This window comes from Sphingomonas sp. 179-A 2A2 NHS (assembly GCF_045371305.1).
Taxonomy (GTDB): Bacteria; Pseudomonadota; Alphaproteobacteria; order Sphingomonadales; family Sphingomonadaceae; genus Sphingomonas.
Genome location: NZ_JBIQDE010000004.1, coordinates 276,451 through 302,365, shown reverse-complemented (window position 1 = coordinate 302,365; position 25,915 = coordinate 276,451). Strand labels below are relative to the sequence as shown.

The 25,915-nt window shown below is 66.4% G+C and carries 27 protein-coding genes and 2 tRNA genes; 20 read left to right on the top strand and 9 right to left on the bottom strand.

Annotated features, from left to right (window positions below):
• Nucleotides 1–49: 49 nt before the first annotated feature.
• The 4 genes from greB (at nt 50) to ACH0AE_RS10910 (ending at nt 3,397) form a co-directional block, all read left to right on the top strand.
• Nucleotides 50–532, top strand: a complete 483-nt coding sequence (gene greB, locus ACH0AE_RS10925; protein WP_294444408.1) for a transcription elongation factor GreB — start codon at nt 50–52, stop codon at nt 530–532.
• A 53-nt stretch (nt 533–585) separates the two neighbouring features.
• On the top strand, nt 586–825 hold the full coding sequence (locus ACH0AE_RS10920; RefSeq protein WP_294444407.1) for a hypothetical protein: 240 nt from the start codon (nt 586–588) through the stop codon (nt 823–825).
• A 65-nt stretch (nt 826–890) separates the two neighbouring features.
• Nucleotides 891–1,754 (top strand): NYN domain-containing protein, encoded by an 864-nt coding sequence (locus tag ACH0AE_RS10915; RefSeq protein WP_406875738.1) that lies wholly within the window; start codon nt 891–893, stop codon nt 1,752–1,754.
• The gene (locus ACH0AE_RS10910; protein ID WP_294443831.1) at nt 1,754–3,397 is read left to right on the top strand and encodes a M28 family metallopeptidase; all 1,644 of its coding nucleotides are present in this window, start codon (nt 1,754–1,756) and stop codon (nt 3,395–3,397) included. The genes ACH0AE_RS10915 and ACH0AE_RS10910 overlap by 1 nt, the downstream gene beginning before the upstream one ends.
• A gap of 102 nt (nt 3,398–3,499) precedes the next feature.
• On the opposite strand, the gene ettA is transcribed toward ACH0AE_RS10910, so the two are convergent.
• Nucleotides 3,500–5,179, bottom strand: coding sequence for an energy-dependent translational throttle protein EttA (ettA, locus tag ACH0AE_RS10905; RefSeq protein WP_046408875.1), 1,680 nt, complete (start codon nt 5,177–5,179; stop codon nt 3,500–3,502).
• A gap of 106 nt (nt 5,180–5,285) precedes the next feature.
• Here ettA and ACH0AE_RS10900 point away from each other — a divergent pair, with 106 nt between their 5' ends.
• From ACH0AE_RS10900 to ACH0AE_RS10870, 7 genes are all read left to right on the top strand, one after another.
• The gene (locus tag ACH0AE_RS10900) at nt 5,286–6,695 is read left to right on the top strand and encodes a M20/M25/M40 family metallo-hydrolase (RefSeq protein ID WP_294443828.1); all 1,410 of its coding nucleotides are present in this window, start codon (nt 5,286–5,288) and stop codon (nt 6,693–6,695) included.
• Nucleotides 6,696–6,824: 129 nt separating this feature from the next.
• On the top strand, nt 6,825–7,091 hold the full coding sequence (locus ACH0AE_RS10895) for a hypothetical protein (protein WP_294443825.1): 267 nt from the start codon (nt 6,825–6,827) through the stop codon (nt 7,089–7,091).
• 170 nt (nt 7,092–7,261) lie between these two features.
• Nucleotides 7,262–7,335, top strand: a tRNA-Ile gene (locus ACH0AE_RS10890).
• A gap of 68 nt (nt 7,336–7,403) precedes the next feature.
• Nucleotides 7,404–7,480 (top strand) — tRNA-Pro (locus ACH0AE_RS10885).
• A gap of 134 nt (nt 7,481–7,614) precedes the next feature.
• Nucleotides 7,615–7,989, top strand: coding sequence for an HdeA/HdeB family chaperone (locus tag ACH0AE_RS10880; protein WP_294443823.1), 375 nt, complete (start codon nt 7,615–7,617; stop codon nt 7,987–7,989).
• A 181-nt stretch (nt 7,990–8,170) separates the two neighbouring features.
• Nucleotides 8,171–8,578: a lipocalin-like domain-containing protein gene (locus tag ACH0AE_RS10875; protein ID WP_294443821.1), complete on the top strand. Its 408-nt coding sequence runs from the start codon at nt 8,171–8,173 to the stop codon at nt 8,576–8,578.
• Nucleotides 8,579–8,694: 116 nt separating this feature from the next.
• Entirely contained in the window at nt 8,695–9,012 is a 318-nt protein-coding gene (locus ACH0AE_RS10870) for a hypothetical protein (RefSeq protein WP_406875737.1), read from the top strand.
• 274 nt (nt 9,013–9,286) lie between these two features.
• On the opposite strand, the gene ACH0AE_RS10865 is transcribed toward ACH0AE_RS10870, so the two are convergent.
• Together ACH0AE_RS10865 and ACH0AE_RS10860 are read right to left on the bottom strand one after the other, a co-directional pair.
• Nucleotides 9,287–10,303, bottom strand: a complete 1,017-nt coding sequence (locus ACH0AE_RS10865; RefSeq protein ID WP_294443819.1) for a polysaccharide deacetylase family protein — start codon at nt 10,301–10,303, stop codon at nt 9,287–9,289.
• 8 nt (nt 10,304–10,311) lie between these two features.
• Entirely contained in the window at nt 10,312–11,994 is a 1,683-nt protein-coding gene (locus ACH0AE_RS10860) for a sensor histidine kinase KdpD (RefSeq protein ID WP_294443816.1), read from the bottom strand.
• Between the two features lie 179 nt (nt 11,995–12,173).
• Between ACH0AE_RS10860 and ACH0AE_RS10855 the strand changes: the two genes are divergently transcribed.
• A complete protein-coding gene (locus ACH0AE_RS10855) occupies nt 12,174–12,647 on the top strand; it encodes an Lrp/AsnC family transcriptional regulator (RefSeq protein WP_294443813.1) in 474 nt (157 codons plus the stop codon).
• Between the two features lie 76 nt (nt 12,648–12,723).
• On the opposite strand, the gene ACH0AE_RS10850 is transcribed toward ACH0AE_RS10855, so the two are convergent.
• On the bottom strand, nt 12,724–14,019 hold the full coding sequence (locus tag ACH0AE_RS10850) for a tol-pal system YbgF family protein (RefSeq protein WP_294443811.1): 1,296 nt from the start codon (nt 14,017–14,019) through the stop codon (nt 12,724–12,726).
• Between the two features lie 125 nt (nt 14,020–14,144).
• On the opposite strand from ACH0AE_RS10850, the gene ACH0AE_RS10845 reads away from it, so the two are divergent.
• The gene (locus ACH0AE_RS10845) at nt 14,145–14,801 is read left to right on the top strand and encodes an SDR family NAD(P)-dependent oxidoreductase (protein ID WP_294443809.1); all 657 of its coding nucleotides are present in this window, start codon (nt 14,145–14,147) and stop codon (nt 14,799–14,801) included.
• 17 nt (nt 14,802–14,818) lie between these two features.
• Here the strand turns inward: ACH0AE_RS10845 and ACH0AE_RS10840 are convergent, their stop codons facing one another.
• Nucleotides 14,819–14,980 carry a hypothetical protein gene (locus ACH0AE_RS10840; protein WP_294443807.1) on the bottom strand — a complete coding sequence of 54 codons (162 nt, stop codon included), beginning with the start codon at nt 14,978–14,980 and terminating at the stop codon, nt 14,819–14,821.
• 186 nt (nt 14,981–15,166) lie between these two features.
• Between ACH0AE_RS10840 and gyrA the strand changes: the two genes are divergently transcribed.
• The 3 genes from gyrA to ACH0AE_RS10825 are packed head-to-tail and all read left to right on the top strand — an operon-like array spanning nt 15,167 to nt 18,752.
• A complete protein-coding gene (gene gyrA, locus ACH0AE_RS10835; protein WP_294443804.1) occupies nt 15,167–17,953 on the top strand; it encodes a DNA gyrase subunit A in 2,787 nt (928 codons plus the stop codon).
• A gap of 41 nt (nt 17,954–17,994) precedes the next feature.
• Nucleotides 17,995–18,300 carry a DUF952 domain-containing protein gene (locus ACH0AE_RS10830; protein ID WP_294443837.1) on the top strand — a complete coding sequence of 102 codons (306 nt, stop codon included), beginning with the start codon at nt 17,995–17,997 and terminating at the stop codon, nt 18,298–18,300.
• An 8-nt stretch (nt 18,301–18,308) separates the two neighbouring features.
• Nucleotides 18,309–18,752 (top strand): PaaI family thioesterase, encoded by a 444-nt coding sequence (locus ACH0AE_RS10825; RefSeq protein ID WP_294443803.1) that lies wholly within the window; start codon nt 18,309–18,311, stop codon nt 18,750–18,752.
• 22 nt (nt 18,753–18,774) lie between these two features.
• Here the strand turns inward: ACH0AE_RS10825 and ACH0AE_RS10820 are convergent, their stop codons facing one another.
• The 4 genes from ACH0AE_RS10820 to ACH0AE_RS10805 are packed head-to-tail and all read right to left on the bottom strand — an operon-like array spanning nt 18,775 to nt 21,812.
• Complete coding sequence (locus tag ACH0AE_RS10820) at nt 18,775–19,206, bottom strand: DUF488 family protein (protein WP_294443801.1); 432 nt, start codon at nt 19,204–19,206, stop codon at nt 18,775–18,777.
• Nucleotides 19,181–19,810, bottom strand: coding sequence for a lysoplasmalogenase family protein (locus ACH0AE_RS10815; RefSeq protein ID WP_294443799.1), 630 nt, complete (start codon nt 19,808–19,810; stop codon nt 19,181–19,183). The genes ACH0AE_RS10820 and ACH0AE_RS10815 overlap by 26 nt, the downstream gene beginning before the upstream one ends.
• Nucleotides 19,807–20,220, bottom strand: coding sequence for an SgcJ/EcaC family oxidoreductase (locus tag ACH0AE_RS10810; RefSeq protein WP_294443798.1), 414 nt, complete (start codon nt 20,218–20,220; stop codon nt 19,807–19,809). The genes ACH0AE_RS10815 and ACH0AE_RS10810 overlap by 4 nt, the downstream gene beginning before the upstream one ends.
• A 2-nt stretch (nt 20,221–20,222) precedes the next feature.
• Nucleotides 20,223–21,812: a bifunctional diguanylate cyclase/phosphodiesterase gene (locus tag ACH0AE_RS10805; protein ID WP_294443795.1), complete on the bottom strand. Its 1,590-nt coding sequence runs from the start codon at nt 21,810–21,812 to the stop codon at nt 20,223–20,225.
• Nucleotides 21,813–21,897: 85 nt separating this feature from the next.
• On the opposite strand from ACH0AE_RS10805, the gene moaA reads away from it, so the two are divergent.
• From moaA to ACH0AE_RS10785, 4 genes are all read left to right on the top strand, one after another.
• Entirely contained in the window at nt 21,898–22,920 is a 1,023-nt protein-coding gene (gene moaA / locus ACH0AE_RS10800) for a GTP 3',8-cyclase MoaA (protein ID WP_294443794.1), read from the top strand.
• A complete protein-coding gene (locus ACH0AE_RS10795; protein WP_294443792.1) occupies nt 22,917–23,696 on the top strand; it encodes an NAD kinase in 780 nt (259 codons plus the stop codon). The genes moaA and ACH0AE_RS10795 overlap by 4 nt, the downstream gene beginning before the upstream one ends.
• Nucleotides 23,697–23,848: 152 nt before the next feature.
• On the top strand, nt 23,849–24,781 hold the full coding sequence (locus ACH0AE_RS10790) for an alpha/beta fold hydrolase (RefSeq protein ID WP_406875736.1): 933 nt from the start codon (nt 23,849–23,851) through the stop codon (nt 24,779–24,781).
• A gap of 348 nt (nt 24,782–25,129) precedes the next feature.
• On the top strand, nt 25,130–25,705 hold the full coding sequence (locus ACH0AE_RS10785; RefSeq protein WP_406875759.1) for a PilZ domain-containing protein: 576 nt from the start codon (nt 25,130–25,132) through the stop codon (nt 25,703–25,705).
• Nucleotides 25,706–25,915: the final 210 nt, after the last annotated feature.

The following is a 25,915-nucleotide window of genomic DNA, read 5'->3' as shown; positions in this document are numbered from 1 at the left end:
TCGCGACGGGAAGGTCGCAGATCCGCGGCGGCTTGGCTAAGGCACACGCATGGATCGCCCGAACTACATCACCCCCGCCGGCTATGCGACGCTCCGCGCCGAATATGACCAGCTCTTTGCCAGTGAGCGGCCCGCACTGGTCGAGACGATCGCCTGGGCCGCCGGTAACGGCGACCGATCGGAAAACGGTGATTACATCTACGGTCGCAAGCGACTGCGCGAGATCGATCGCCGGTTGGGCTTCCTGTCGCGTCGGATGAAGGCGGCGAGGGTGGTCGATCCGGCGCGAGCGCCCGATCGAAGCCGCGTTTATTTCGGCGCCAGCGTCACCATCGCCGATGAGGATGACAACCACCGCAGCGTGACCATCGTCGGCGATGACGAGGCGGATGCCGGAAAGGGGCTGATCGGCTGGAATGCCCCGCTCGCCCGCGCCTTGCGCGGCGCGGCGGTCGGCGATCTGCGCCGCGTCACCCTGCCGGCCGGCGAGAAGGAATATGAGGTGACCGCCATCACCTATCCCGCCGTCTGAGGAAACCCGCACCCCTGCCCGCTCGTTCTTCCGCGCAGTGAAGGAGAGTGAAAATGGCAGAGAATCCCCGCACCACCAGTGCCCGCGATCATGACGACAAGGACCTGATCGAGGGCATGATTCCCGCGGGTGACGCACAGGCCGGCACCAGCGGCGGCGCGCTCGCTCGTGATCTGGGCTCGCGCGCCGACCTGAAGCAGGTGGATGATCCCGACGGCTCGACCCCGCTGACCAAGCAGGCCGACATCGACGCCAACCAGGCGTTCCGCAGCTCACGACCAGTGGGTGGCTGACCATCACGCCTGCCAACATCGGGCGGCGATTGACGCGGGCGGATCGAGCGCCGATGGCTTGATCCATGGCGACCGATGACACCCCGACCCGCAACATCGCCCTCCTGATCGACGCGGACAATGCCAGCTGGCACGCGATCGATCCGGTGCTGACCGTCCTTGCCGAACTCGGGACGGTCAACATCCGCCGCGTCTATGGCAATTGGTCCAAACCGGCGCTGAGCGGCTGGCGCGACATGACGATCAAGCACGGCATCGAGCCGCAGCAGCAGTTCGACATCACCAAGGGCAAGAACGCCACCGACATGAAGATGACCATCGACGCGATGGACCTTCTGTTCCGCGGGCGTGTCGAAGGCTTCGGGATCATGTCGTCGGACAGCGACTTCATGCCGCTCGCCACCCGGCTGCGGCAGGATGGCCTGCCCGTCTATGGCTTTGGCCAGTCCAAGACGCCGGAGGGCTTCAAGCGCGCCTGCACCCGCTTCATCGATGTCGACAAGCTGATGGCGGCCGAGGAGGAGAGCCCCCCGCCGGCCCTCCCCGCCGCATCGTCCAAGGAGGCGCAGGCGGCGCCCGCTAACGGCAAGGAAGCAGCCGCCCCGCCGGCCCGCCCCGCGACCTCCGACGCAGCTCCGGCAGATAGCGCCGCACCCGAAGGCAGCGCGGCAGAGCCCGCCGCATCGCAGGGGTCAGCCCGGATCGACGACGAATTGGTGAAGTTGCTGATCGACGCCTATTCCGCGGTGAAGCGCGACGAAAAGGGCTTCGTCAGTCTGTCTGCGATGGGACAGCTCGCCGCCAACCGATCGAGCTTCGACGTGCGCAACTATGGCTACAAGCGCCTGTCGGACCTGATCGCCGCCGTGCCCAATTTCCAGACCGAGCGGCGCGAGGATGGCCGTGTATTCGTGCGAAGGTTGCGTTGATGAAGAACAAGACTGTTGCCTATCTCCTCCCGCTGATCGCCATCGCGGCCACCGAACCGCCCCAGACTGCCCCGGCAAAGACCGACCCCGCCCAGCTGTCCGAAATGACCAAGGTGCTTGCCTCCGACGCATTCGGCGGCCGGTCGCCGGGGACCAAGGGCGAGAAGAAGACGATCGAATGGTCGATCGCGCGCTTCAAGGCGCTGGGGCTTGAGCCCGGCGGGCCGGACGGCGCCTGGACGCAAAAGGTGCCGCTGATCCACACCCGGCTGGGCGATGGCCCGGTCAGCTTTGGCACGACCAGCCTGAAGCAGGGCACCGACGTCGCGCTCACCACCGTCCGCCCCGACGCGGCCGTCGCGATCGAGAACGCACCGCTCGTGTTCGTCGGCTATGGCGTCAGCGCGCCCGAGGCGAAGTGGGACGATTTCAAGGGCGTGGACCTGAAGGGCAAGGTCGCCGTCTTCCTGGTCAACGATCCCGATTTCGAAGCGGTCGCGGGCGAAGACGCCAAGGGTCGCTTCGGCGACAAGCGGATGACCTATTACGGCCGCTGGACCTACAAGTACGAGGAAGCAGCACGGCGCGGCGCGATCGGCGCGCTGATCGTCCATGACACCGCGGGCGCCGGCTATCCCTGGTCCACTGCCAACGTCTCCAACGGGGAGAATTACGACATCGTCCGCGGCCCCGAGGACCAGCGCATCGCGCTGCAGGGCTGGCTGTCGGGCGAGGCGGCGAATCGCGTCTTTGCCGCCGAGGGGCTCGATCTCGCGGCGCTGCGCAAGCAGGCCCGCTCCGCCGCCTTCCGCCCGATCACGATGAAGGCGCGCTTCACCGCCAAGCTGCCCATCAGCGTCGAACGGATCGAAAGCGCCAATGTCATCGCCAAGATCCCGGGCACGGTGAAGCCGGACGAGACCGTTCAGTTCGCCGCCCATTGGGACGCCTACGGCGAAGGCCCGCCCGACGCGCAGGGCCGCACCATCCGCCCCGGCGCGAACGACGACGCCCTGGGCGTCGCTGGCGTGATGGAGCTTGCCCGCCTGTTCAAGGCCGGCCCTGCGCCTGACCGCACGCTCGTCTTTGCGTTGTGGACCGCGGAGGAGCGCGGGCTGCTCGGCTCCGAATGGTACGCCACGCGTCCCACCGCGCCGCTGGAAAAGACCGTCGCGAACCTGACGCTCGACATCCTGCAGACCGCGGGCGAGTCGAAGGACGTGATCCTCGTCGGCGCTGGTCAGTCCTCGCTCGAGGATCTGCTGACCGAGGCAGCGCGGGCGCAGAACCGTGTCATCACGCCGGAGGAAGCCAGCGAACGCGGCCTGTTCTACCGCGCGGATCATTTCTCGGTGGTCCGGCGCGGCGTTCCCGCGCTTCAGCTGATGGCGCTGGGCGGCGCCAGCGACATGCGTGTGGGCGGGCGCGAGGCGGGGCAGAAGTGGCTGGACGGCTATATGGCCTGTTACCACAAGACCTGCGACGCATGGGCGCCGGACTGGAACTTCACCGGCGCGGCGCAGGACGTTGACCTGTTCTACACCATGGGCCAGCGGCTCGCGAAGGCGGGTGTGTGGCCCGAATGGCGCCCCGCCTCCGAGTTCCGCGCGATCCGCGCCAAAAGCGCCGGCCAGCGCCGGTAACCATCGCAGATAACGAAAAGACCCGCCACGGCATCAGCCGGGCGGGCCTTTTTCTTGCTTCACGTCATCCCGGCCAGACGGCCAGGTGACGATCCTGTCAAATCAGCGCGTCAGCTTCTTGTAGGCAAGCCGCGTCGGACGATCCGCCGCGTCGCCCATGCGGCGCCGCTTGTCCTCTTCATACGCCTCGAAATTGCCCTCGAACCATTCGACATGGCTGTTGCCTTCAAAGGCCAGGATGTGCGTGCAGAGGCGATCGAGGAAGAAGCGATCGTGGCTGATCACCACGGCGCAGCCCGCGAAGCTTTCCAGCGCCTCTTCGAGCGCGCGCAGCGTCTCGACGTCGAGGTCGTTGGTCGGTTCGTCGAGCAGCAGGACGTTGCCGCCCTCCTTCAGCATCTTGGCGATGTGCACGCGGTTGCGCTCACCACCCGACAGCTGGCCGACCTTCTTCTGCTGGTCCTGCCCCTTGAAGTTGAACGCACCGACGTAGGCGCGCGTGCCCAGTTCCTGCTTGCCGAAGCGGAACACGTCGAGCCCGTCGGAAATCTCTTCCCAGACGTTCTTGTTCGGGTCGAGCGCATCGCGGCTCTGGTCGACATAGCCCAGCTTCACCGTCTGGCCGACCTCGATCGTGCCGCCGTCTGGCTGCTCCTGGCCGGTGATCAGCTTGAACAGGGTCGACTTGCCGGCGCCGTTCGGGCCGATGACGCCAACGATGCCGCCCGGCGGCAGGTTGAAGTCGAGGTTCTCGAACAGCAGCTTGTCACCATAGGCCTTGGTCAGCCCCTTGGCCTCGATCACCTTGCCGCCGAGGCGCTCGGGGATCTGGATCAGGATCTGCGCCTTGCCGATCGCGCGGTTCTCCTGCTTCTCAACCAGCTCGTCGAACGCACGGATACGCGCCTTGCTCTTGGTCTGGCGCGCCTTGGGCGTCTGCCGCATCCACGCGAGCTCGTCGGCGATCGCCTTCTGGCGGCCGGCCTCCTCGCGCTCTTCCTGCTCCAGCCGCTTGGCCTTCTTCTCCAGATAGCCGGAGTAGTTCGATTCGTAGGTGTAGTAGCGGCCGCGATCGAGCTCGAGCACCCAGTTCACGACATTGTCGAGGAAGTAGCGGTCGTGCGTCACCAGGATGACGTTGCCGGTATATTCCTTGAGGAAGTTTTCGAGCCAGCTGACGCTTTCGGCGTCGAGGTGGTTGGTCGGTTCGTCGAGCAGCAGGATGTCCGGCTTCTCGAGCAGCAGGCGGACCAGCGCGACGCGGCGCTTCTCACCACCCGACAGGTTGGTGACCGGGCTGTCGGACGGCGGGCAGCGCATCGCCTCCATCGCCTGCTCCAGCTGAGAATCGAGGCTCCAGCCGTCGGCCGCGTCGATCTTCGCCTGAAGCTCGCCCATCTCCTCCATCAGCGCGTCGAAGTCGGTATCGTCCTTCGGATCGCCCATTTCGGCGGAAATGGCGTTGAACCGCTCGACCATCTGCACGACCGGGCCGGCGCCCATGCGGACGTTCTCGATCACCGTCTTGTCGGGGTCGAGCTGCGGCTCCTGCGGCAGGTAACCGACCTTGATCCCCTCGGCGGCCCACGCCTCACCGGTGAAATCGGTGTCGATCCCGCCCATGATCTTCATGAGCGTGGACTTGCCGGAGCCGTTCGGGCCGATGATCGCGATCTTCGCGCCCGGCAGGAACTGCAGGTGGATGTTGTTGAGCACGGGCTTGTTGGCGCCCGGGAAGGTCTTGGTCAGACCCTTCATGACGTAGGTATACTGGACGGCCATGGGTCGCCTGTCGCTCCGTAGACTGGAATGGCTGGAAAATGTTGCCGCGCATGTAATGATGCGACGAGCCGTTGGCAAACCTCACGCGCCGACCTACGCGGTAGGCATGATCAGTCGTTGCGCCCTCGCCGCCCTTCTCCTCGCCACCTCCGCCGCCGTACCGGCCGTTGCGCAGCGCGCCGCACCGGCCGCACCCGCGGGCGTCGACCCGCGCGTCGCCGCGCTGCGCGATGCCGCGCTGAAGGATGATGTCGCCTATGACATCGTCGAGGGCATGACGACCGAGGTTGGCCAGCGGCTCGCCGGCACCGAGGCGGAGGCCCGCGCCCGCACCTGGAGCGCAGCGAAGCTGAAGGCGCTGGGTTTCAAAAACGTGCGGATCGAAACCTACCAGATGCCGGTCTGGGTGCGCGGTGAGGAGCGCGGCGAAGTGGTCGCGCCCGTGCCGCAGAAGCTGCACCTAACGGCGCTGGGCAATTCGGGCGCCACCCCCGCGGCAGGGATCGAGGCCGAAGTGGTGATCTTCCCCACCTATGCCGATCTCGCCGCCGCGCCGAACGGCAGCCTCACCGGCAAGATCGCCTATGTCGGCAACACGATGATGAAGACGCAGGACGGGTCGAGCTACGGCCAGGCTGGTGTCGCGCGCTTTGCCGGCCCCGCGCTCGCCGCCAAGAAGGGCGCCGCGGCGATCGTGATCCGCTCGATCGGCACCGATACGCACCGCCTCCCCCACACCGGCACCACCTATTTCCGCGATGGTCCTGCCATCCCAGCTGCCGCGCTGTCCGTGCCCGACGCCAAGCTGATCGAGGCTCTGGCGAAGCGCGGCAAGCCGATCCGCATGAAGCTGGTCCTCACCCCGCGCCAGGTGGGCGAGCAGGAATCGGGCAACGTCATCGCGGAGGTGCCGGGTACCGATTCGAACGCGGGCATTGTCCTCATCGGCGGCCACCTCGACAGCTGGGACCTAGCCACCGGCGCGATCGACGATGCCAGCGGCGTCGCGATCACCGCGGCGGCGGCGAAGCGGATCCTCGACAGCGGCAAGCGCCCGCGCCGCACGATCCGCGTCGTCTGGTTCGGCGCGGAAGAAGTCGGCGGCTTCGGTGGCCGCGATTATGCCGCGAAGCACGGCAAGGAGCGCCACGCGCTCGCCGCCGAAAGCGATTTTGGCGCGGACAAGATCTGGCGGCTCGGCATGACGCTGCCGGAATCAGCCAAGCCGGTGGGGGATCGCCTTGCGGCCGCGCTCGCCCCGCTCGGCATCGTGCGTGGCGACGGCCCTGGCGGCAGCGGCGCCGACATCGGCCCAACGGTGGCGCTCGGCGTCGCGGGCGTTGATCTCAACCAGTCCGGCCTCGACTATTTCGACGTGCACCACACCCCCGACGACACGCTCGATCGCGTGGACCCCGAAAACCTCCGCCAGAACGTCGCGGCATGGACGGCGATGCTGGCGATCGTGGCCGATGCGCCGGAGGAAATCGGGCCGGTCGAGCGGCCCGTGCGCTGAATCCGTTCGTCGCGAACCTTGCTGTCAGATGAATTTCGGCATTGACCCACCGAAAAGGTGCGGTATTTGCCGGGGCTCGCAACGGCACAGGGTCGGCTGCGAAACGAATATATGCTTGGGAGCATTCGAATGAAGAAGATCGTTCTGATCGCTGCCGCCGCCGGCCTGATGTCCGTGGCTGCTTGCTCGAAGTCGCCGGAGGCCGCCGCGGTCGAGAACAACGCCGACATGATGGCCGACAACATGGAAATGATGGCGGACAACCTCGAAGATCTAGCTGACAACTCGTCGAACGCGGTTGCTGCTGCTGGTCTCGAGAACGCAGCTGACAACCTCGAAGACGCTGCGGACAACGTCCGTGACGCCGGCGAGGAAAAGGCCGACAACCTGCAGTAAGTGCGCCGCGGGCCATTTAGGCCCGCCGCTTGCTGACAAGGAACGGGGCGCTTCCGCATTGCGGAGGCGCCCTTTTCTTTTGCCGGTCCCGCACGCTCCTTTTGCAGCCCCAAGTACCACGACAGGCATTGCCGCCGCGCAATGCAGCTTATAGGCATGATCAACGCGGGGGGCCTGTAGCTCAATTGGTTAGAGCTGGCCGCTCATAACGGCTAGGTTGCGGGTTCAAGTCCTGCCGGGCCCACCGCGTGAATTTCTTCACCATCGGATCGCTTGCGCCGGCGGATCAATACGCCTAGGCGCACCGGGCGTCGGGGAGTGGCGCAGTCTGGTAGCGCGCCTGCTTTGGGAGCAGGATGTCGCAGGTTCGAATCCTGTCTCCCCGACCATCCCGAGCCGCGACGCCAGGCGCCTCGGGCGCCGGGACCCCTTCCCCTTCGGAAGATACGTAGGGCAGTGTCCTCTCACGACGGGTAAATCTGGACTGCTCAGTGAAGAGGAGTCCTCCATGTTGAGAAGCTTTGTGATCGCCGGCGCGCTCTGCGCTGCATGTGGCGCGACGATCGGCGCAGCACAGACGGTGAAGGAACAGGCCCATATTCCACAGCAAGATGGAATGACTGACGTCACGGTCTTCAAGGTCAACAAGCGCCTGGAGACGGTCACATGCCGGGATTTCAACCTGGTCGATGTGCAATATCGGCCGCAGGCGATCGTCTACGCCGCCAATTACGGGCCAAAGGGCAAGGCGCATCCGACGGTTACGGTGGCGGGCGTCGAAACCGTAACGCCAATGGTGGTGGATGCCTGCCGTGCGCGGCCCGGTGATCAATTCGTCGGTGCCGTTCAGAAGGCGCTCGCCCAGCAACGCGCGGGGATGAAGCGCGGCTCGAACTGATGGACGGGCGCCGGCGTCGTTCAGCGCCGGCCGCCTGCATCCGCCATGTGCGGGGCGGGATGCGCCTTGTCGCGACGGTGCGCCCTGCCCCCTTTTCCAAAGACGATCATCGAACGGGTTTGCATTTCCTCCGGCAATTCGGTTCACACCGCCTCCTGCGCCAATGGCGGAAGGAGAGACGATGACCGACCTGCTCGGCACCTGGACGCTGGTTTCCTGCATCAACGATCGCGGCGGCACTGAGGTCAGGACGTTCGGAAATCCACCCGCCGGTCAGCTCCAGTATACCGCCGACGGGCGCATGTCGGCGTTCCTCATGGATTCGGCCTGGGCAGCCGCCGGCGACCCGGCCGCGGACAGCTTTACCGAATTCTTTGCATATGCCGGCACTTGGCACCGTCAGGGTGACATGATCACGCACAAAATCCTGTTCGCGTCGCAACCGGCGAGGGTCGGCACCAGCTTCGTGCGTCGGATCGTTCCGATCGCACCTGACACGATCCAGCTCGTCACCGAGCCTGAGGTCTCCAAATCAGGTCGCACGTACGTGACCCGACTGGAGTGGCAGCGGGTCACCGCCGCGCAATAGGCCAGCCCATCACGTCGACGCACCCGTCGGCCGCAAAGCCATGGGGACTGGAACGATCAAAGTTTAGCACACGTTATCTTTGGTAGAGCGCGCCAAACGCGCCAGGAGATGTGTGTATGCGTAACAGAATGATGGGGCTCTTTGCTGCCCTTGCCATGACCTTCACCACCGTCGGCGTCAGCGTCACGCCGACCGTCGCCCAGGCCCAATCCTATCGCAATGGCCACCATGGCTATGATCGCGATCGGGGCCGTCGCTACGTGCCGCCGCGCCATGCCTATCGCGATTATCGCAAGCATCGCGGGCACCGCGCGTATCGCCATCACGATCGCCGCCATTGGGATCGGAGGCATTATCGGAGCCCGCGCTATTATCGCAACGGGCCACCACGCGCCTATTACGCGCCGCGCTATCGCAATCCGTATCGCTGGTAACCGCGGCAAGCAGCCTGATGGGCGGATCAACTGGATCCGCCCGATCTCTTCGTCGCCTGTCGATCCAACGACATGAGTTGCTGTCGGGACGATCTGGGTCTTTGCTGGCGCTGGTAAGCAGTAGCACGGCGAGCCCGCTGCCTGCGCTGCGCCAATCCCGTGGGTTTTGGTTCCACCCGACCGCGCGCTTTGCTTGTGCGCGTCCCAGCCCGTTTGCGGAACCTGCAGTTTCTTCCGGCTAAGAGAAGCGGTGTCGAAGCAAGACGATGATGCGTCAAGGTGTGCGATCCGCCGCCGCGAGCAGTTCATCTAAAGAGGCAGGCGAGAATCCGAACCGGTCCAACAAATCCAACATCACATCCCACCAGCGCATGAAGCGTGCGAGGTCGGCCGCATCGCGCACGTAGGGGGTGTGGCCCGGCACAAGGCTGGGTGAGTGGAAGGAGAAAGTCAGCAACCGGGCGCCCTCTCCTGCTGCGATCCGCACGGCTTCCGCGGCCTCCCCGATCGGCACGCCTTCCGGCGTCAGCGGCACACGCGAAACGAGTCCAGTGCGCGCCAGCAGTCCGCGTCCCCGCGGTACCGCGCCGCCGAGCGCGTGAAGCGACCGGCCGGCGCGCCGCAGCCGGCCAGTGAAGATCGTCGACAGCGGCACCTCGATCATCCCGCTCCCGCGCAAGCGAAACGCCTCCACCCCGACGCCCCTAAAATCTGGCCCGCCGTCCTGGGAATAATCGTGACGGGCGCGCATTGACGTATCGAGGCGATAGCCACGTTCCGCCAGCAGCCGCAGCGTTGCCGGGCCGATCCCGTAGCGCCCCGCACGATAGGCGAGCGGCGCCCTGCCGAATGCGGTTGTGATCACATCGGTCAACGCGTCTAGCTTTGCCGCTTCGAGATCGACCGGCAGGTTCCCGGCAAATGACAAGGCTGCGCTCGGCGCTTCGTCATGTGGCGGATTCACCCACGGATGAAGCTGCGCGCCGATCGTCGTTCGACCGTCCGCCACCAGTCCGCGCAGCACGTCCACCGCCCCGACATCAGTGACAATCGGATAATCGCACAAATAGCACGGCGCGATGCCTTGATGCGCCAGCCGCGCGTGCATCTCCGGCAGCGCGGCGATTGCACTTACCGAACGTGCCTCGCGCGAAAACGGCGCCGACCAGTCGAATTCTTCCTCGCAATCGACGAAGAGCATGAAGCGGTTGCCGAAATCGGCGGGCCAGCGGATCAGATCATCGGGATCCGGCGCCGGAACACGCCAGCCATGCGAGCCCCTCGGCGTCACGCTCCCGTTCAGTTCGTCGACGCCTGTCCCATGTCGCCGATCGAAGCTGCCGGCAGCGTCACTGTCAAGCGATCCGCCTCGATCGTCAGCCGCCCGCCCAGCTCGAGCGCCAAGTTCGCGATCAGCCGCAGTGCGAAACCCGTGCCGAGCAGCGGCGCTCCGGCCAGAGCCGTCTCGCGCTCGGCATCAAGGTTCAGAAGCGCCGTCTCGCTCATATCCGCCAGTGTTTGCGGCCGGGTGATGCTGATCTGCACGCGCTGGCCCGCCTGCTGCTCGGCCGCTACCCGGATCGCCTCGCCCTCACGGCTGGCTGACACCATGGTGCCGATCAATCGCGTGAACAGCCGCTCGGCCGCACGATCGTCGCAAGCGAGGCCAAGCGCCACGTCGCCCGTTTCCACCCCAATGCTGCTACCGCGACGCGCCGCCAGCGACTGCATCTCGCCAGCGACGCGCTCCAGCAGCGGCGCCAGCGGCACCACGCCCGGGCGAAGCTCCAGCGCATCGCTTTCCATGCGCGCCGCGAGGTCCAGATCCTCGATCGCCGCGACCAGGTCAGCCGCCAGCGATCGGATCGTTGATGCGCGCTCGCGATGCACCGGATCGACCGGGCCCAGCAATTGCGCCTCAATCAGTTCGGAGAAGCCAGCAATAGCGTTGGTCGGCGTGCGCAGTTCATGAACGAGTCGGCGAAGGCCCTCGGACTTGCGATGGCCGGTCGCGGCGCCCGCCCGTTTCTCGGTGGCCGGCCGCCGTGCCTCGCCGCGGTAACCGACGAACTGCCCGGTTGCCTGCTCGAACAGCGGCATGGCCGACACGCACCAAGCCCCTGCCACCGCCCCCGCGCCGTCAAGCACCACGGGCGCGTCAGCAATCGCGGCACGACGCTCGAACAGCGCCTGGAAGCCGCTCTCCTCATGACGGCTGAACAAGGATAGCCCGACCACAGCGCCCCGCGGCACGGCATCGGACCAACGGATCACGCCGTCGGCCCCTGTTTCGAAACGGAAATGGTCGAGCACCGAAGCTGGCGGCGCGGGCGCCCGCGGCGCGATCGGCATCCCGCCATCGCGCTTGAAGCTCTCGATCCGGTCGACGAGCGCCGCGATCTCGAAACCGGCCGGCGCCCGGGCCGGGGATGGTATTGCCTCCACCTTCGACGGTTCGGTCGCCTCGACCGTCTCCTCGACGATCATCTCGGCAACCGCATCCAGCGCCGCCGCAGGCTCGATCTCCTCAGGCTGATCTGCCGCTGCCGGCGCGTCATAGCCGAGCGCGAAATCTGTCGGTCCGAAACTCTCCAGCGCCCGCACGACCACCGGATCGAGATCCGTCCGCTGGCGCAGCGCCGCACGCCCGACCGGCCCGAGGCGCGGCAGGATCGCGATCCACTCCTCCGCTTGCAGCATCGCACCGCGCAGCGCCGCTTGGGCGATGGCGGGCTCATCCTCGGCAAACAGCGCGACCAGCGCCGCGCTCGGCCGGCCCAGCGCCAGTCCCCGCGCCGCAGCAGCACGCGCGCTTGCCGGAACCTGGGATCGTAGCGCCCGCAGCCGCCCCAGCGTCTCGGCATTGGGCTCCGCGCGTCCGCGCGCCAGAAGGTCCGCCAGCTGTCGGAACGTCGCCTGCGCGCCAAAGGCAGTCGAGGCGTCGGCAGCAAGAACGGTCTTGAGACTGTCGTCGAACCGCACTCGCCGCCCCATTGTTACGCCCGCGACCCGCTCGCTGCGCCGAACGGCCTTAGCGAGCCTGCCATAGAAGCGTAACTAGTCATTTTACGGTTGTCATGAGGTGGCACAATTGCGTTGACGCGCAATTATCCTATTATGAAAACACATCGTTAGTCATGAACATGCGTTTCAGGGGTATAATGACGATTGACCGAATAGACCGTCGGATTCTCGCCCTGCTGCAGGAAGACGGCCGGATGACCAATGTCGATCTGGCTGAACGGGTCGGGTTGACGGCCCCGCCGTGCCTTCGGCGCGTGCGCTCGCTTGAACAAAGCGGCGTCATCCGTGGCTATCACGCGCAATGCGATCCCGCCGCGCTGGGCTACCCCATCACCGTTTTCGCCATGGTCAGCCTGCGCAGCCAGGCGGAGCAGGATCTCGCCGCTTTCGAAAAGCACGTCGCCGGCATCCCGGAAGTGCGTGAATGCCACATGCTGAACGGGGAGATCGACTTCATCCTGAAGATCGTCGCGGCGGATCTGGAAAGCTTCCAGCGCATCCTCACCACGCATCTCACCGCTGCGCCGAATGTCGCCAGCGTCAAATCGTCGCTGACGATCCGCACCGCGAAATCCTCCCCGGGCGTCCCGATCGACATACCTGCCGAGTGATCGGCGCCTCATCACCGCGGAACCACGAAAAAGGGCGGCCTAGGCCGCCCTTCCCGTCTCGTCGGTAGCCGGCCGCTCAGGCGGTCGGCGGGTTGTCGAGATAGAGCGTCCACAGCGAAGCGATGTCCGCACGCGGCGCGGTCTTCACCTGCGCGAACGCAGCCTTCGCGCCTTCCTTGTCGCCGGAATTCGCCAGCGCGATGCCGAGGCGCGTGTTCACCGTGTCCGCGTCGACGCCGCCCTTCTGCAGCGCAACCTTATAAAGCTCGATCGCCTTGGCGTAATTGCCCGAGCCAAGATACGCGTCACCGGTGTTCGCCGCGACGCGGCCGTTCGCGCCCGACTTTGCCTTGGCTTCGCTCGGCGCCAGCGAACCTTCGTTGGCGATTGCCTGGTTCGCCACCTTCAGCAGGTCGTTGGCCGACGCGCTGCTCGCCGGGATCTTCCCTGCGGCCTTGCCTTCGGTCAGCACGGTCTTGGTCTCGTACGGCAGGCCCATGTCATAGGTCCACTGCGCGTAATTCTCGTAATCATACTGGTCGGCGAGCGACTTGGTCGCACGCATCAGGCGGTACAGGTCAACCTTCTGCGCCTTGTCCAAGGTCACCGCGCTCGACTGCGTCATGCCATAGGTGACGATCCCGTCGCGCCAGTTCTTGGCGGTCGGGTAAGCGACGACGTAGCGCTTGATCCAGCCCACGGTCTGCGGGCCCATCTTCTTCTGGTTGGTCTTGGCGATGGCGTAGCGATACAGTTCCTCGGACGGCTTCTGGCCGGCTGCGATCTGCGCGTCGATTGCCTTCTCCAGTTCCGCCGAACCGCCGGCGATGTCACCGGAATCCATGCGGATCTTCACCATCTGCAGCGTCAGGTTCGGATCGTTGTAACCAAGCTGCTGGGCGCGCTGGAAGAACTGGATCGCGCTGGCGGAATCCTTGGCGTTCGCCGCCATGATGCCGCGCTGGTAGTTATACTTGGGCAGGTCTACTGCCGGGGTCTTCGGATTGGCGATCAGCGCATCGAGCGGCGCCTTCAGGCCCTCCTCGCTCACCGGCTGATTGGCCGCGCGCGCGTCCTGGATCTTGGTCGCTTCCATCTGCAGCTGCAGCGCCGCGACGATATAGCGGTCGTCGTCGGTCTTCGCTGCGGCCTGCGCGGTCGCCAGCTGGGCGGCAGCCGTCGCGAAATCCTTGGTGCCAAGTGCAGTCTGGGCGGCGGATGCCGGGCCCTGCACTTCCTTGCTCAACTTCAGGGCCGGGCCCTTCTGCTCCTGCTTCTTTTCCTTTGCGGCAGCAGCGGGGGTGGAAACGGCAATGCCCGCCACACCTGCCGTCAGAGCGGCTGCAACCGCGACCTTGGAAATGCTCTTCATTGAAACTGCTCTCCTTGAGGCGTGACGTGTTACGTCCGGCGCTTAATCCGGTTGCAAGGCCGCATCAAGGAATCGCGCTGAATGGACATTGAACGTAATGGTCCAGCGGCTTAGCCGGCCGTTCCATGAATGCAGTAATCATCGGTGCCTCGGGCGGGATCGGGGCAGCGCTGGCGGATGCGCTGGCGGAAGAAGATGCCACCGTACGACGTTTCTCGCGGCCGGAGCTGGACCTGACGGACGAGGCGAGCATCGCCGCAGCCGCCGCCAGCGTCGGCACGCCCGATCTGGTCGTCGTTGCGACCGGCCTGCTCCATGACGGGGAGCGCGGCCCGGAAAAGGCCCTGCGCGATCTCGATCCGGCCTGGCTGGCGGAGCAATATGCGATCAACGCGATCGGCCCCGCATTGGTCGCCAAGCATTTCCTTCCCGTCATGCCCAGATCCGGCCGGTCCGTCTTCGCCGTCCTCTCGGCACGCGTCGGCAGCATCTCGGACAATCGGCTGGGCGGCTGGTACGGCTACCGCGCCTCGAAGGCGGCGCTCAACCAGTTCGTCCGCACGCTGGCAGTGGAGGACAAGCGCCGCAACGATCGCGGCATCGTCGTTGCCCTCCACCCCGGCACCGTCGACACCCGGCTGAGCCAGCCGTTCCAGCAGTCCGGGCGAGACATCTTCACGCCCGGCCGTGCCGCGGTCCAGCTCCTCGATGTCCTCGACGGCCTGAAGCCGCAGGACAGCGGCAAGTTCTTCGCCTGGGACGGGACCGAGATCGCGCCCTGAACCTTGTCCCCGCCGGATCAGTTGCGCGGCACGGGTGTCGCGAACCGATCCTTCGGCGTCGCGGTCTGCTCGCGCCGCAGCCGCGCCGCCTCCATGAACAGCCGCTGCCCTTCCGCAAGGGTCGGCGCATTGCGCCCGCGACGCTCCAGCTCGCTGATCAGCCCGGAAATCTTGTCCATCTCTGCTCTCCATCATCGAAGATATGGGGGCAGCAAAGCACCGACGGGCGCGCCGCGCACTTACCTCGGTTAGCGCCGGCGCACTCGCGGCCTTAGCTGTCCTCGCGTACGCGTACGCGCGCGTGACTTTTCGGTTGCAGGGTCCTAGATCGGCCGGGATACGAATCCCAGACCGAAGGTACCATTTTGACCGACGAGACCGTCCTCGCCGACCCATCGGACATTGCGCCGATCTCGATCGTCGAGGAAATGAAGACCAGCTACCTCGATTACGCGATGAGCGTGATCGTGGCGCGCGCGCTCCCCGACGTTCGTGACGGCCTGAAGCCGGTTCACCGCCGCATCCTCTATTCGGCGAACGAAAGCGGCTTCACCTACAACCGGCCCTACCGCAAATCGGCCCGCATCGTCGGTGACGTGATCGGTAAATACCACCCGCACGGCGATACCGCGATCTATGACGCCTTGGCGCGCATGACGCAGGACTGGTCGATGCGCGCGCCGCTGATCGACGGCCAAGGCAACTTCGGCTCGATGGATCCCGATCCGCCCGCCGCGATGCGTTACACCGAGGCGCGCCTGTCGCGCGTCGCTGATTACCTGCTGGACGATCTCGACAAAGATACCGTCGATTTCCAGCCGAATTACGACGGCTCGGAAAGCGAACCCTCGGTCCTCCCGGCCCGCTTCCCGAACCTGCTCGTCAACGGCGCGGGCGGCATCGCGGTCGGCATGGCGACCAACATCCCGCCGCATAATCTGGGCGAAGTGATCGACGCCTGCCTCGCCTACCTCGACCGTGCGGTCAGCGGCGGTGATCCGCTTACGACCGAGGAACTGATGGAAATCGTGCCGGGGCCGGACTTCCCGACCGGCGCCGTCATCCTCGGCCGTGCGGGCGCGCGCAGCGCCTATGAGACGGGCCGCGGCTCGATCATCGTCCGCTCGCGCTACGTGATCGAGGAAGGCCGCGGCGAGCGTCGGTCGATCGTCCTCACCGAAATCCCGTACCAGCAGGGCAAGAACGCGCTGGTCGAGAAGATCGCGGAGGCCGCCAAGGACAAGCGGATCGAAGGGATCGGCGACGTCCGCGACGAATCGAACCGCGACGGCGTTCGCGTCGTCATCGAGCTGAAGCGTGATGCGACGCCCGAAGTGGTGCTGAACCAACTGTGGCGTCACACGCCGGCACAGGGCAGCTTCCCGGCCAACATGCTCGCGATCCGCGGCGGCCGTCCGGAAATGCTGCCGCTGCGCGACATCATCGCCGCCTTCATCCAGTTCCGCGAGCAGGTCATCACCCGCCGCTCGAAGTTCGAACTCGCGAAGGCGCGGGACCGGGCGCACATCTTGCTCGGCCTCGTCATCGCCGTGACGAACCTCGACGAGGTCGTCCGGATGATCCGTGGCTCGTCTTCGCCCGCCGAGGCGCGCGCTGCGCTGATGGCTCGTGATTGGCCGATTGCGGAGATCGCCGGCTACATCAAGCTGGTCGAGGCGGTCGAGACCGAGATTACCGGTGACACCTATCGCCTGTCGGAAATCCAGGTCCGCGCGATCCTTGACCTGCGCCTCCACCGCCTGACCGCGCTCGGCCGTGACGAGATCGGCGACGAGCTGAAGACGCTGGCCGAATCGATCGCCGAGCTGCTCGCGATCCTCGCCGACCGCGTGAAGCTCTATGCGGTAATGCGCGAGGAACTGACCGAGGTTCGCGCACTTTTCGCCACCCCGCGCCGCACCGAGATCGCCGCTGCCGCCGACGGCATCGACGACGAGGACCTGATCGAGCGCGAGGACATGGTCGTCACCGTGACCATGCAGGGCTATATTAAGCGTACCCCGCTCGAGGCGTTCCGCGCCCAGGCACGTGGCGGCAAGGGCCGCAGCGGCATGGCAACCAAGGACGAGGATGCCGTCACCAGCCTGTTCGTCACCTCGACGCACACGCCGGTGCTGTTCTTCTCCACGCTGGGCCGCGTCTATCGCATGAAGGTGTGGCGCCTGCCGGAAGGCAGCGCGAACACCCGCGGCCGCCCGATGATCAACCTCCTGCCGCTCCAGCCTGGCGAGACGATCTCCACCGTTCTGCCGCTGCCGGAGGATGAGGCGGAATGGGGCAAGCTCCACGTCATGTTCGCGACAGCGCGGGGCAGCGTACGCCGCAACGCGATGGACGCATTCACCAACGTGCCCTCGAACGGCAAGATCGCGATGAAGTTCGAAGGCGACGATGCCGACGATCGCCTGATCGGCGTCGCGCTGCTGGAGGAGAATGACGACGTTCTCCTTGCCACCCGCCAGGGCAAGGCGATCCGCTTCCCGGGCAGCGACGTGCGCGAGTTCCAGAGCCGCAACTCCACCGGCGTGCGCGGCATGCGCCTCGCGCCCGGCGACGAGGTGATCTCGCTCTCGATCCTGCATCGTACGGGCGCCACGCAGGAGGAGCGCGAGGAATATCTCCGCTTCGCCCCCTGGAAGGCGACCGAGCGCGACGGCGAGCCGCAGATCCCGATGGACCGGTTCGAATTCCTGCGCGCGCACGAACAGTTCATCCTCACCGTCTGTGCGAACGGCTATGGCAAGCTGTCGTCGGCGTTCGAGTACCGCCGCACCGGTCGCGGCGGTCAGGGCATCACCAACATCGACAATATCGCCCGCAACGGCCCGGTCGTCGCCAGCTTCCCGGCGAGCAAGAGCGATCAGCTGATGCTCGTCACCGATCAGGCCAAGCTGATCCGCATGCCGCTTGCCAGCCTGCGCGTCATCGGCCGCAACTCGGCAGGCGTGCGCCTCTTTAACGTCAGCGACGACGAACATGTCGTGGGCTGTGCGCGGATCGATGAGGAGCCGGAGCCCGAGAACCCGGCAGAGGAAGCGGTCGCCGCCGACCTGTCGGCGCCGGAAACTGCGCCTGACACCGGCGCCATTGTCGGTGACGATGCAGCCGCGGGTCCGGAGGATGGGCAGTGAGCCGGCCCGTCACCGCCTATAAAGTCCTGACCGCCGATCAGATGGCGGTGCTGGAGCGTGACGGCAGCTTCGCCGGCGCGCCGGTGGATGTGGCGGACGGCTACATCCACCTCTCCACCGCCGCCCAGCTCACCGAGACGGTCGACAAGCATTTTGCCGGCCAGCACGATCTCCACGTCGCCGCCGTCGATCTTGAGGCGCTCGGCGATCAGATCCGCTGGGAGGAAAGCCGCGGCGGGCAACTCTTCCCGCACCTGTACGGCACGCTCACGCTCGACACGGTCGTGGCCTACAGCCCGCTCGAGCGCGAGGACGACGGCACCGTTCGCCTTCCGGTCACCGGTTGAGCGACCCGTTGCCCTCGCGCCCAGGCGCCGCGCCCTTCACCCTCCGCCTCACGCCGGCGGAGGTGACGGGGTTCCTGACCGCCGCCTTCCCGTCCAGCGATCCGTCGAAGCTGGGCCAAGTGGTCAGCCTGGTGCCCGGCCACTTGCGCATCCGGCTCGATCCCGACGCCTCGACGCTCCGGCCGGGGAATATCGTCTCCGGCCCGACGCTGATGACGCTTGCCGATCTCGCCGCTTATGCGGTGATCGCGGCGCATCATGGGCCGGAGCAGATGGCGGTCACGAACGCGCTGTCGATCAGCTTCCTTCGCGCCTGCAATCATCGCGCGATCTACGCCGACGCGCGCCTGCTGAAGCTCGGCCGCCGCCTCGCCAGCGTCGATGTTCGCATCTGGCAGGACAGCGAGGACCGGCTGATCGCCCAGTCCACCGTCGGCTACGCCCTGCCCTGACCTTATCCGCGGGTCTCGTAGCTCAGGTGTAAAGGTCGACCACCTCGGCGCCCTCGCCCTCCGCCTGCAACAGCAGCGTTCGGTGGCAATGGCAGGGGTCCCGCTCGTAACACAGCAGGGCGGAAGGCAGCTCCGCCGCCAGCGCGCGCATCTGCGCCGCCGCGGCCTGCGCTTCGGGCAGCGCCAGCTGATCGTCATACACCGCGCGCAACGTCACGACATCGCCCTTCTTCGCCGCGTCGCGCCCGCGCTTGGGTGTGCCCAGCGCCTTCAGGTGCACATAGTCGATCCCGGCCTCCCGCAGCGTCGCCGCCAGGATCGACTTGGAGAAGCCGGGCCGCCGCGACAGCGGCAGCGCACGCACGTCGATCACCCGCTTCACCCCCGCCCGCGTCAGCGCGGCGAGAAAGTCGGCCATCGTCGTGGCTTCATATCCGATGGTGTAGATTTTCATTGCGCCTCAAACTCGTGACGCCGCCGTGCGCGATCAATGCCTGGCCGGCGAAATAGAGCGGCCAGATCAGCAGCCGCGGCGCTGCGCTTTCCTGAAGGGGGCCAAGCTCGGCAAAGATCAGCAGGTCCGACGCGACGAACAGCCACGCGCCGATCGCCAACTGGCGCGGCAGCCGGCTCGCCGTCGCTGCTGCAGCCATCGCACCCAACGCGAGCGCGTAGAACCCGACGCCCAAATCACGCGCCAACGCCGCCGAAATCGCCGCCACCACTACGGCACAGCCAACGATCAGCCGCCAAGCGCCCGGCCCCGCGTGCCGCCGATACAAGTCGATCGCGATCACATGCCCGATCAGGAAAGCGATCGCGCCCACCACCAGGCCCGCCGCCTCCAGCAGCACGTCACCCGCGGCGCCACATGCCAAAACCAGCGCCAGCTGGCGCCCGTCCCGTGTGTCTGCGGCGTGCCATGCCCAGCCGGCCAGCAGCGCCACGCCAGCGCCCTTCCACGCCACCACCGCTGGGCCGCTCCACCCGGCCCAGGCGGCGATCGTGTAGGAAGCGCCTGCGATCAGCGCCGCGGCGAACAGGCCGCGACCGATCATGAACTATGGTCGGAAATGATCTGCCAGCCCGGCTTGCGCCGCTCGAACACCAGGCTGGTCAGCCCCGTTTCCGGCTTGCCGTCCGCCGGCGTCAGCGTCCACCGCGCCACCAGCAGCATGTGAACGTTGCTCAACGTCCGCCACGCCATCGGCTGGAAGGTCAGCCGCCCGCGCTTGTTGCCGCGATCGACGAAGCTCTTGGCAAAGCGCGCCGCGATCTCGGCCTTGCCGCGCGCGATCGTCGGCCCGGCAACGTAGATTGCGTCGTCGGCATAGGCCGCCATGAACCGGTCAAGCGACCCGGCGTTCCATCCCGCCGAGCTTTCCGCCATCACCGCCTCGATCTGCGCCTGAGGCGTCGCCGCGGCGCTCGCTGCGAGCGCGACCGGCGCCATGATCGTCAGGATCATCATCATGCCTCCCCCAGCAGCGCCGCCAGCACGTTTTCGCGCAATGGCCCGGCGCACAGGAAACCCTGGTACAGGGTGCAGCCCTCGGCGGCGAGCAGTGATCGTTGCTCTTCGTCCTCCACGCCCTCCGCAATCGTCGCCAGGCCCAAGCCAGCCGCGATCGCGATCACCCCACGCACCACGGTGCGCGCCCGGTCGCCGCCGGCAATGTCCTGCGTCAGGCTGCGATCGATCTTCAGGTAATCGAGCGGCAGTGCCTTCAGATAGGCAAGGCTGGAATAACCCGTACCGAAATCGTCGATCGCCACGCGCAGCCCCGCCTCGCGAAGCCGCTGCAGCCGCTCCGCCGCCAGTTCCAGGTCGGTGACGAAGCCACTCTCCGTCACCTCGGCGGTCACCCGCGCGGGATCGATCCCGCTCCGCTCCACCAGCGCCAGGAAATACTCGGTGAAATCGCCGCGCGCGAGGTCCGCTGCGGTCACGTTGATCGCCACCCGCAGTTCCGCGAGTGCTCCGGTCCATGGCGCTGCCATCGTCAGTGCGAGCCGCTGGATATGCTCGGACAGCGCCAGGCCGAGGCCCGCGCGCTCCGCCGCCGCAAACAAGGTGTCCGCGCCCAGCACGCCATGCTCGGGATGCTCCCACCGCGCCAGAGCCTCGACCCCGGTGATCCGCCCGTCGTCCAGCGCCACTTGCGGCTGGAACAAGATGTCGATCTCGTCGCGGTCGATGGCGCGGTGCAGGTCCGCCGCCAGCCGCAGGCCATGCGCGGCATGGACGGAAGGCGCCACCCGAATGCTCGCCCCGTCGCTGGCCAGCGCCTGATGCAGCGCCTCGCGCGCGCGCCGAACCAGGATCGCCGCCGCTTCGCCCGCCCCGCGATGCGCCACCCCGATCCGGACGCCCAGGTTCGCTTCCTCCGCGCCGATGGCGAACCGCCGCGTCAGCGCCGCCTCGATCGTCGCGATTCGCACTGCCGCGTCCGCTTCATCCTCCTTCATCGCCACGAGGAAGCGCGCTCCCTCGTCACGCTCGATCACCGCCGCAGACGGCAGCGCCGCCGCAATCCGCGCCCCCGTTTCACGCAGCAGCGCATCGCCTGCTTCCCGGCCGAAGGCTGCGTTCACCGTGTCGAACCGGCTCATCGCGATCACGGCCACCGTCGCCGCCTGATCGTGGCTCAGCGCCGTCACGAACCGCTCGACCGCGCCGTCGCCACATTCTCCCGCCCGCCGCGCATGCCCGGTGCCGCGCAGCCGCCGCGCGTGCCGCCCCGCAAATTGCAGCGCAAGGCCAAGCTTCGCCGCGTCGACCTCACCGTTCAGCACATGAGTCGCGCCCGCCTCATAGGCGCGTGCCGCGCCCTCGCCGTCGCGCACGATCGCCAGCAGCGCCGCTCGCTCGGCAAGTGCGGCGGCATCCTCGCCCGCCATCTGCTCCAGCGTGTCACGCGCATCCACCAGGCGCACATCCGCGCCGGTGCCCGCGCTATTATCGATCAGGCGCCACCCGGCCGCCTCCACGATCGGCGCCAGCGCCTCGGATCCTGCCGCCAGGGCAACATTGCCCGTATGGCTTGAAAGTTTTCCCACTTCTTCGGGTTAAGCTGCGCCTTCCGGCACAGCAACGGCCCGCCTGCTCTTGTCCCCTCGCCTTTCAGCCCTTAGCTGTTCCGTTATGGGAGATGCGACCGCCCCTTCGATCGGCCCTTCGACCGATCTCGTTGACGGGTTCGGCCGCACGATCCGTTACTTGCGCATTTCCGTCACTGATCGCTGCGATCTTCGCTGCCGCTATTGCATGGCCGAAAAGATGACCTTCCTGCCGCGCAGCAAGTTGCTGGCGCTGGAAGAGATCGCAATCATCGCCGAACGCTTCATCGGCTTCGGCGTGCGCAAGATTCGCTTGTCGGGCGGTGAGCCGCTGGTCCGGCGCGACGTCATCGATCTCACGCGCCGGCTCGGCGCCCATGTCGGCCACACGCTCGACGAACTGACGATGACGACCAACGCCACGCACCTCGCCGATCATGCCGAGGCGCTGGTCGACGCCGGCATGCGCCGCGTGAACGTCAGCCTCGACAGTCGCGATCCCGACCGTTTCCGCTTCATCACCCGCCATGGCGATGTCGAACAGGTGCTGGGCGGGATCGCCGCCGCGAAGAAGGCAGGGCTTTCGGTCAAGATCAACATGGTCGCCCTGAAGGGGCTCAATGACGAAGAAATCCCGGCGATGCTCGATTGGTGCATCGCGGAGGGGCATGATCTGACGCTGATCGAAACCATGCCATTGGGCGCCATTGACGAGGATCGCACCGACCGTTTCGTGCCATTGACCGCCGTTTTTGATCATCTGGACGCCAAATTTCCCTTGGCACGCGACCTTGCAGGCACGGGTGGCCCCGCCCGCTACTGGCGTGTCGAGGGCAGCAAGACCCGCCTCGGCCTCATCTCGCCGCTTACCGCGAACTTCTGCGATGGCTGCAACCGCGTACGCCTGACAACGGAGGGCAAGCTCTACAGCTGTCTCGGCCATGACGACCAGGTCGATCTCAAGGCTGCCCTGCGCGAAGGCGGCGTGGCTGCCTTGGACGACGCGATCCGACTTGGCATCGCCGGCAAGCCCGCCCGCCACGATTTCCGAATTGAGCGGGGCGCCGCCCCGGCCGTTGCCCGCCACATGAGTGTCACCGGCGGATGACTGCTTATCCCCGGCGGGCACTGGTCGCCTCGCCTACCGCCTCCGCCCAGGCGGCCCGCGCCGCGCTTGCCGATGCATGGGATTGGTGCACCCTCGACGAGGCAGATGTCGTGATCGCCTTGGGCGGTGACGGCTTCATGCTGCAGACGCTGCACACCTTGCTCGATCAGCGCCGCCTCGCGGTGCCGGTATTCGGCATGAACCTTGGCACCGTCGGGTTCCTGATGAACGAATGGCGCCAGCACGATCTGGATGAGCGACTGGCCAACGCGCGTGCGTTCAAGGTGACGCCGCTGATGATGACGGCGATCGGCGTCGACGGGCGGGTCCACACGATGCCCGCGATCAACGAGGTATCGCTGCTGCGCGAAACACGTCAGACCGCGAAGCTCGAGGTCAGCGTGAACGAACGCGTCGTCATGGAAGAACTCGCCTGCGACGGGATCCTCGTCGCAACGCCGGCCGGCTCCACCGCCTACAATCTCTCCGCCCATGGCCCGATCCTTCCGCTCGGCTCGGCAATGATCGCGCTTACTCCGATCAGCGCCTTCCGCCCGCGGCGCTGGCGCGGCGCGATCCTGCCGGACAAGGCCAGGATCAGGCTGCGGGTGCTTGATCCGGGCAAGCGCCCCGTCTCTGCGGTGGCCGACCAGCGCGAGGTACGTGAGGTCGCCGAAGTCGACATTGCCATCGATCGTGCGCGAGAGCTTACGCTCCTGTTCGATCCCGAGCATGCGCTCGACGATCGGATCACCATGGAACAGTTCGTCTCCTGATCTGAACGCCTACCACTGCAACGCCCCGCGCATTTCCGCTGACGCGCGCCTACCGTAATCAACCGCCGCTCATGCGGGGCTTCCCGCCCGAGCGTGGTGGAAGGATTGCGATGACCATCATCTGTCGAGTTCGCGCTGCTATGTACTCGCTGGTGGCAGCGCTTCTCGCCCTGGTCCTCGTCACCACGGCCGCCACCGCTCGACCGCTCCCCGGCTACCCGGATCTGCCGCCCCTCCCGCTGCAAGGCCATGTTGAACACGAAACCGCGCGCATCTGGTACGGCACGATCGGCCAGGGCCCGCCGATCATCCTGCTCCACGGCGGCACTGCCAGCAGCCGCACCTGGAGCCTTCAGGTCCCCGCCCTCGTCGCTGCCGGCTACCGCGTCATCCTGATCGACAGCCGCGGTCACGGCCGAAGTGCGCTCGGCACGCGCCCGCTTGGCTACGAACTCATGGCACGGGACGTCCTAGCCGTGATGGACCGTTTGGATTTGCGTCGGACGGCTATCGTGGGCTGGAGCGACGGCGCGATCATCGGGCTGATCCTCGCCATGCGCCACCCGCAGCGGCTGACCGCCGTCTACGCATTCGGCGCGAACATGGACCGGAAAAGTGTGCGCTCGGACGCTTTCAACGCGCCCATCCTGAAGACGGTCGGCCCGCTGCTCCTCGCCGACTATGCAGCGCTCTCTCCGACGCCCAACGGCTTCCCAACCCTACACGCCGCCGCCGAAGCTATGCTGCGCGCCGAACCTAACTACACGGCGGCTGAACTCGGCATGATCACAGGCCCCGCGATCATGGTCGCCGCCGGCGCCAACGACGAGTTCATCAAGAGCGACCACGCCGCCTATCTCGCCCGCACCATCCCACGCGCGCGGCTGCAGATCTTCCCCCGCGCTGGCCACTTCGCCCCGTGGGAGCAAACCAAGGCGTTCAACCGATCGTTATTGAGTTTTCTCGCCGAAGTCCGCGATCGCTCCACTGTTCGCGGCCCCTTGGGGAAAGCCCCAGCAAGCCGGAGTAGCGCGCATAGAGCCTCCGCGCTCACTGAGGGCGACGGAGAGTTCGTCGCGCAATAATCAGCACGCCGCCGCGACCATCATGATCGGACGCCGGCATGGCCTGCTCTTCCCGCGCGATTCATGAATCCTGCGCAACCGGAGGTACTCCTCACGCGTCACGATATGGGCAAAATACGCGCCCTCGAAATACACCAGCTCTGCATACAACACGTCTTCAGGCGAACCCCCTTGGGGGAAGAAGGCGTTTGAGGCCTGGCTGGTTCCGCGCGATCGGAGGAAAATGTTATAGAGTTCATCCCATTGCGTTTTACATCCTATGGCACCCCTGCAATAGCCGTTCTCGGAGGCACCCCTTTGGGTCACGAGTTCTACAGTTTCGAAGAGGCGCTGAACTCAGCCCTTGGTGTGCCCGACGGCGACCCTGATCGCCGCGGGGAGAACCGCTTGCAGACAGTGTACCGCGTCGCACGCGTCTTCGCCGGCGCTGATCACGGTCTGGCGCGCGTCGTCAACATTTCGGACCACGGACTGATGCTCGCCACGCATCTGGAAGTCCGGCTGAGTGCTGACGTAACGGTGGATCTCTCCGAGGCCTGCTCCCTTACTGGCGAGGTTGTGTGGGTGCGCCCCGGCCAGTGCGGCCTCAAGTTCAAGGCGCCGATCGACAGCGCAGCGCTCCTCAAGCGCTTGCGCGACGAAGTCCGCACGCCGCAGACACGGCCGCTTCGGCTGCCGATCGACAAGCAAGTGCTTTGCACCAGCCCGCTCGGCATGCAGGTCGTCCGCCTCCGTGACATATCGCAGCGCGGCGCCAAGATTGTACATGACGGCCGAATCGCCACGGGGCTGGACGTGAAGCTGCAGCTGACGGCGCTGATCGAGTGCCGCGGGCTGGTTCGCTGGTCGCGCGATGGCCTTGCCGGCCTGCAGTTCGAAAAGGAACTGAGCGTTCCTGAACTCGGCTCGATCAGCCGCCTCTGACCTCCACCTTCGTGCGGCGCTTGCCAGCACGGCGTCGCTGCGACGATCAGAAACGCCTTCGCCTTTCTCCCGCGGCAGCCTTGAGGTTCGAATCCGCTATCCCGCCGTTTTTCGCTCTGATCCGCCTCGGATGGGGCGCGCGGCGCTAGCGAGGGAGGATCAACCAAACAACGGAGAATATCACCGTCATTTCGCCGACCGCGACGCGGT

Excerpts from the sequence above, each read along its gene's own strand:
- greB (WP_294444408.1), top strand. The coding sequence starts at position 50 with ATGGATCGCCCGAACTACATCACCCCCGCCGGCTATGCGACGCTCCGC.
- ACH0AE_RS10920 (WP_294444407.1), top strand. The coding sequence starts at position 586 with ATGGCAGAGAATCCCCGCACCACCAGTGCCCGCGATCATGACGACAAG.
- ACH0AE_RS10915 (WP_406875738.1), top strand. The coding sequence starts at position 891 with ATGGCGACCGATGACACCCCGACCCGCAACATCGCCCTCCTGATCGAC.
- ACH0AE_RS10910 (WP_294443831.1), top strand. The coding sequence starts at position 1,754 with ATGAAGAACAAGACTGTTGCCTATCTCCTCCCGCTGATCGCCATCGCG.
- ettA (WP_046408875.1), bottom strand. The coding sequence starts at position 5,179 with ATGGCCGTCCAGTATACCTACGTCATGAAGGGTCTGACCAAGACCTTC.
- ACH0AE_RS10900 (WP_294443828.1), top strand. The coding sequence starts at position 5,286 with ATGATCAGTCGTTGCGCCCTCGCCGCCCTTCTCCTCGCCACCTCCGCC.
- ACH0AE_RS10895 (WP_294443825.1), top strand. The coding sequence starts at position 6,825 with ATGAAGAAGATCGTTCTGATCGCTGCCGCCGCCGGCCTGATGTCCGTG.
- ACH0AE_RS10875 (WP_294443821.1), top strand. The coding sequence starts at position 8,171 with ATGACCGACCTGCTCGGCACCTGGACGCTGGTTTCCTGCATCAACGAT.
- ACH0AE_RS10870 (WP_406875737.1), top strand. The coding sequence starts at position 8,695 with ATGCGTAACAGAATGATGGGGCTCTTTGCTGCCCTTGCCATGACCTTC.
- ACH0AE_RS10855 (WP_294443813.1), top strand. The coding sequence starts at position 12,174 with ATGACGATTGACCGAATAGACCGTCGGATTCTCGCCCTGCTGCAGGAA.
- ACH0AE_RS10850 (WP_294443811.1), bottom strand. The coding sequence starts at position 14,019 with ATGAAGAGCATTTCCAAGGTCGCGGTTGCAGCCGCTCTGACGGCAGGT.
- ACH0AE_RS10845 (WP_294443809.1), top strand. The coding sequence starts at position 14,145 with ATGAATGCAGTAATCATCGGTGCCTCGGGCGGGATCGGGGCAGCGCTG.
- ACH0AE_RS10840 (WP_294443807.1), bottom strand. The coding sequence starts at position 14,980 with ATGGACAAGATTTCCGGGCTGATCAGCGAGCTGGAGCGTCGCGGGCGC.
- ACH0AE_RS10830 (WP_294443837.1), top strand. The coding sequence starts at position 17,995 with ATGGCGGTGCTGGAGCGTGACGGCAGCTTCGCCGGCGCGCCGGTGGAT.
- ACH0AE_RS10820 (WP_294443801.1), bottom strand. The coding sequence starts at position 19,206 with ATGAAAATCTACACCATCGGATATGAAGCCACGACGATGGCCGACTTT.
- ACH0AE_RS10815 (WP_294443799.1), bottom strand. The coding sequence starts at position 19,810 with ATGATCGGTCGCGGCCTGTTCGCCGCGGCGCTGATCGCAGGCGCTTCC.
- ACH0AE_RS10810 (WP_294443798.1), bottom strand. The coding sequence starts at position 20,220 with ATGATCCTGACGATCATGGCGCCGGTCGCGCTCGCAGCGAGCGCCGCG.
- moaA (WP_294443794.1), top strand. The coding sequence starts at position 21,898 with ATGGGAGATGCGACCGCCCCTTCGATCGGCCCTTCGACCGATCTCGTT.
- ACH0AE_RS10795 (WP_294443792.1), top strand. The coding sequence starts at position 22,917 with ATGACTGCTTATCCCCGGCGGGCACTGGTCGCCTCGCCTACCGCCTCC.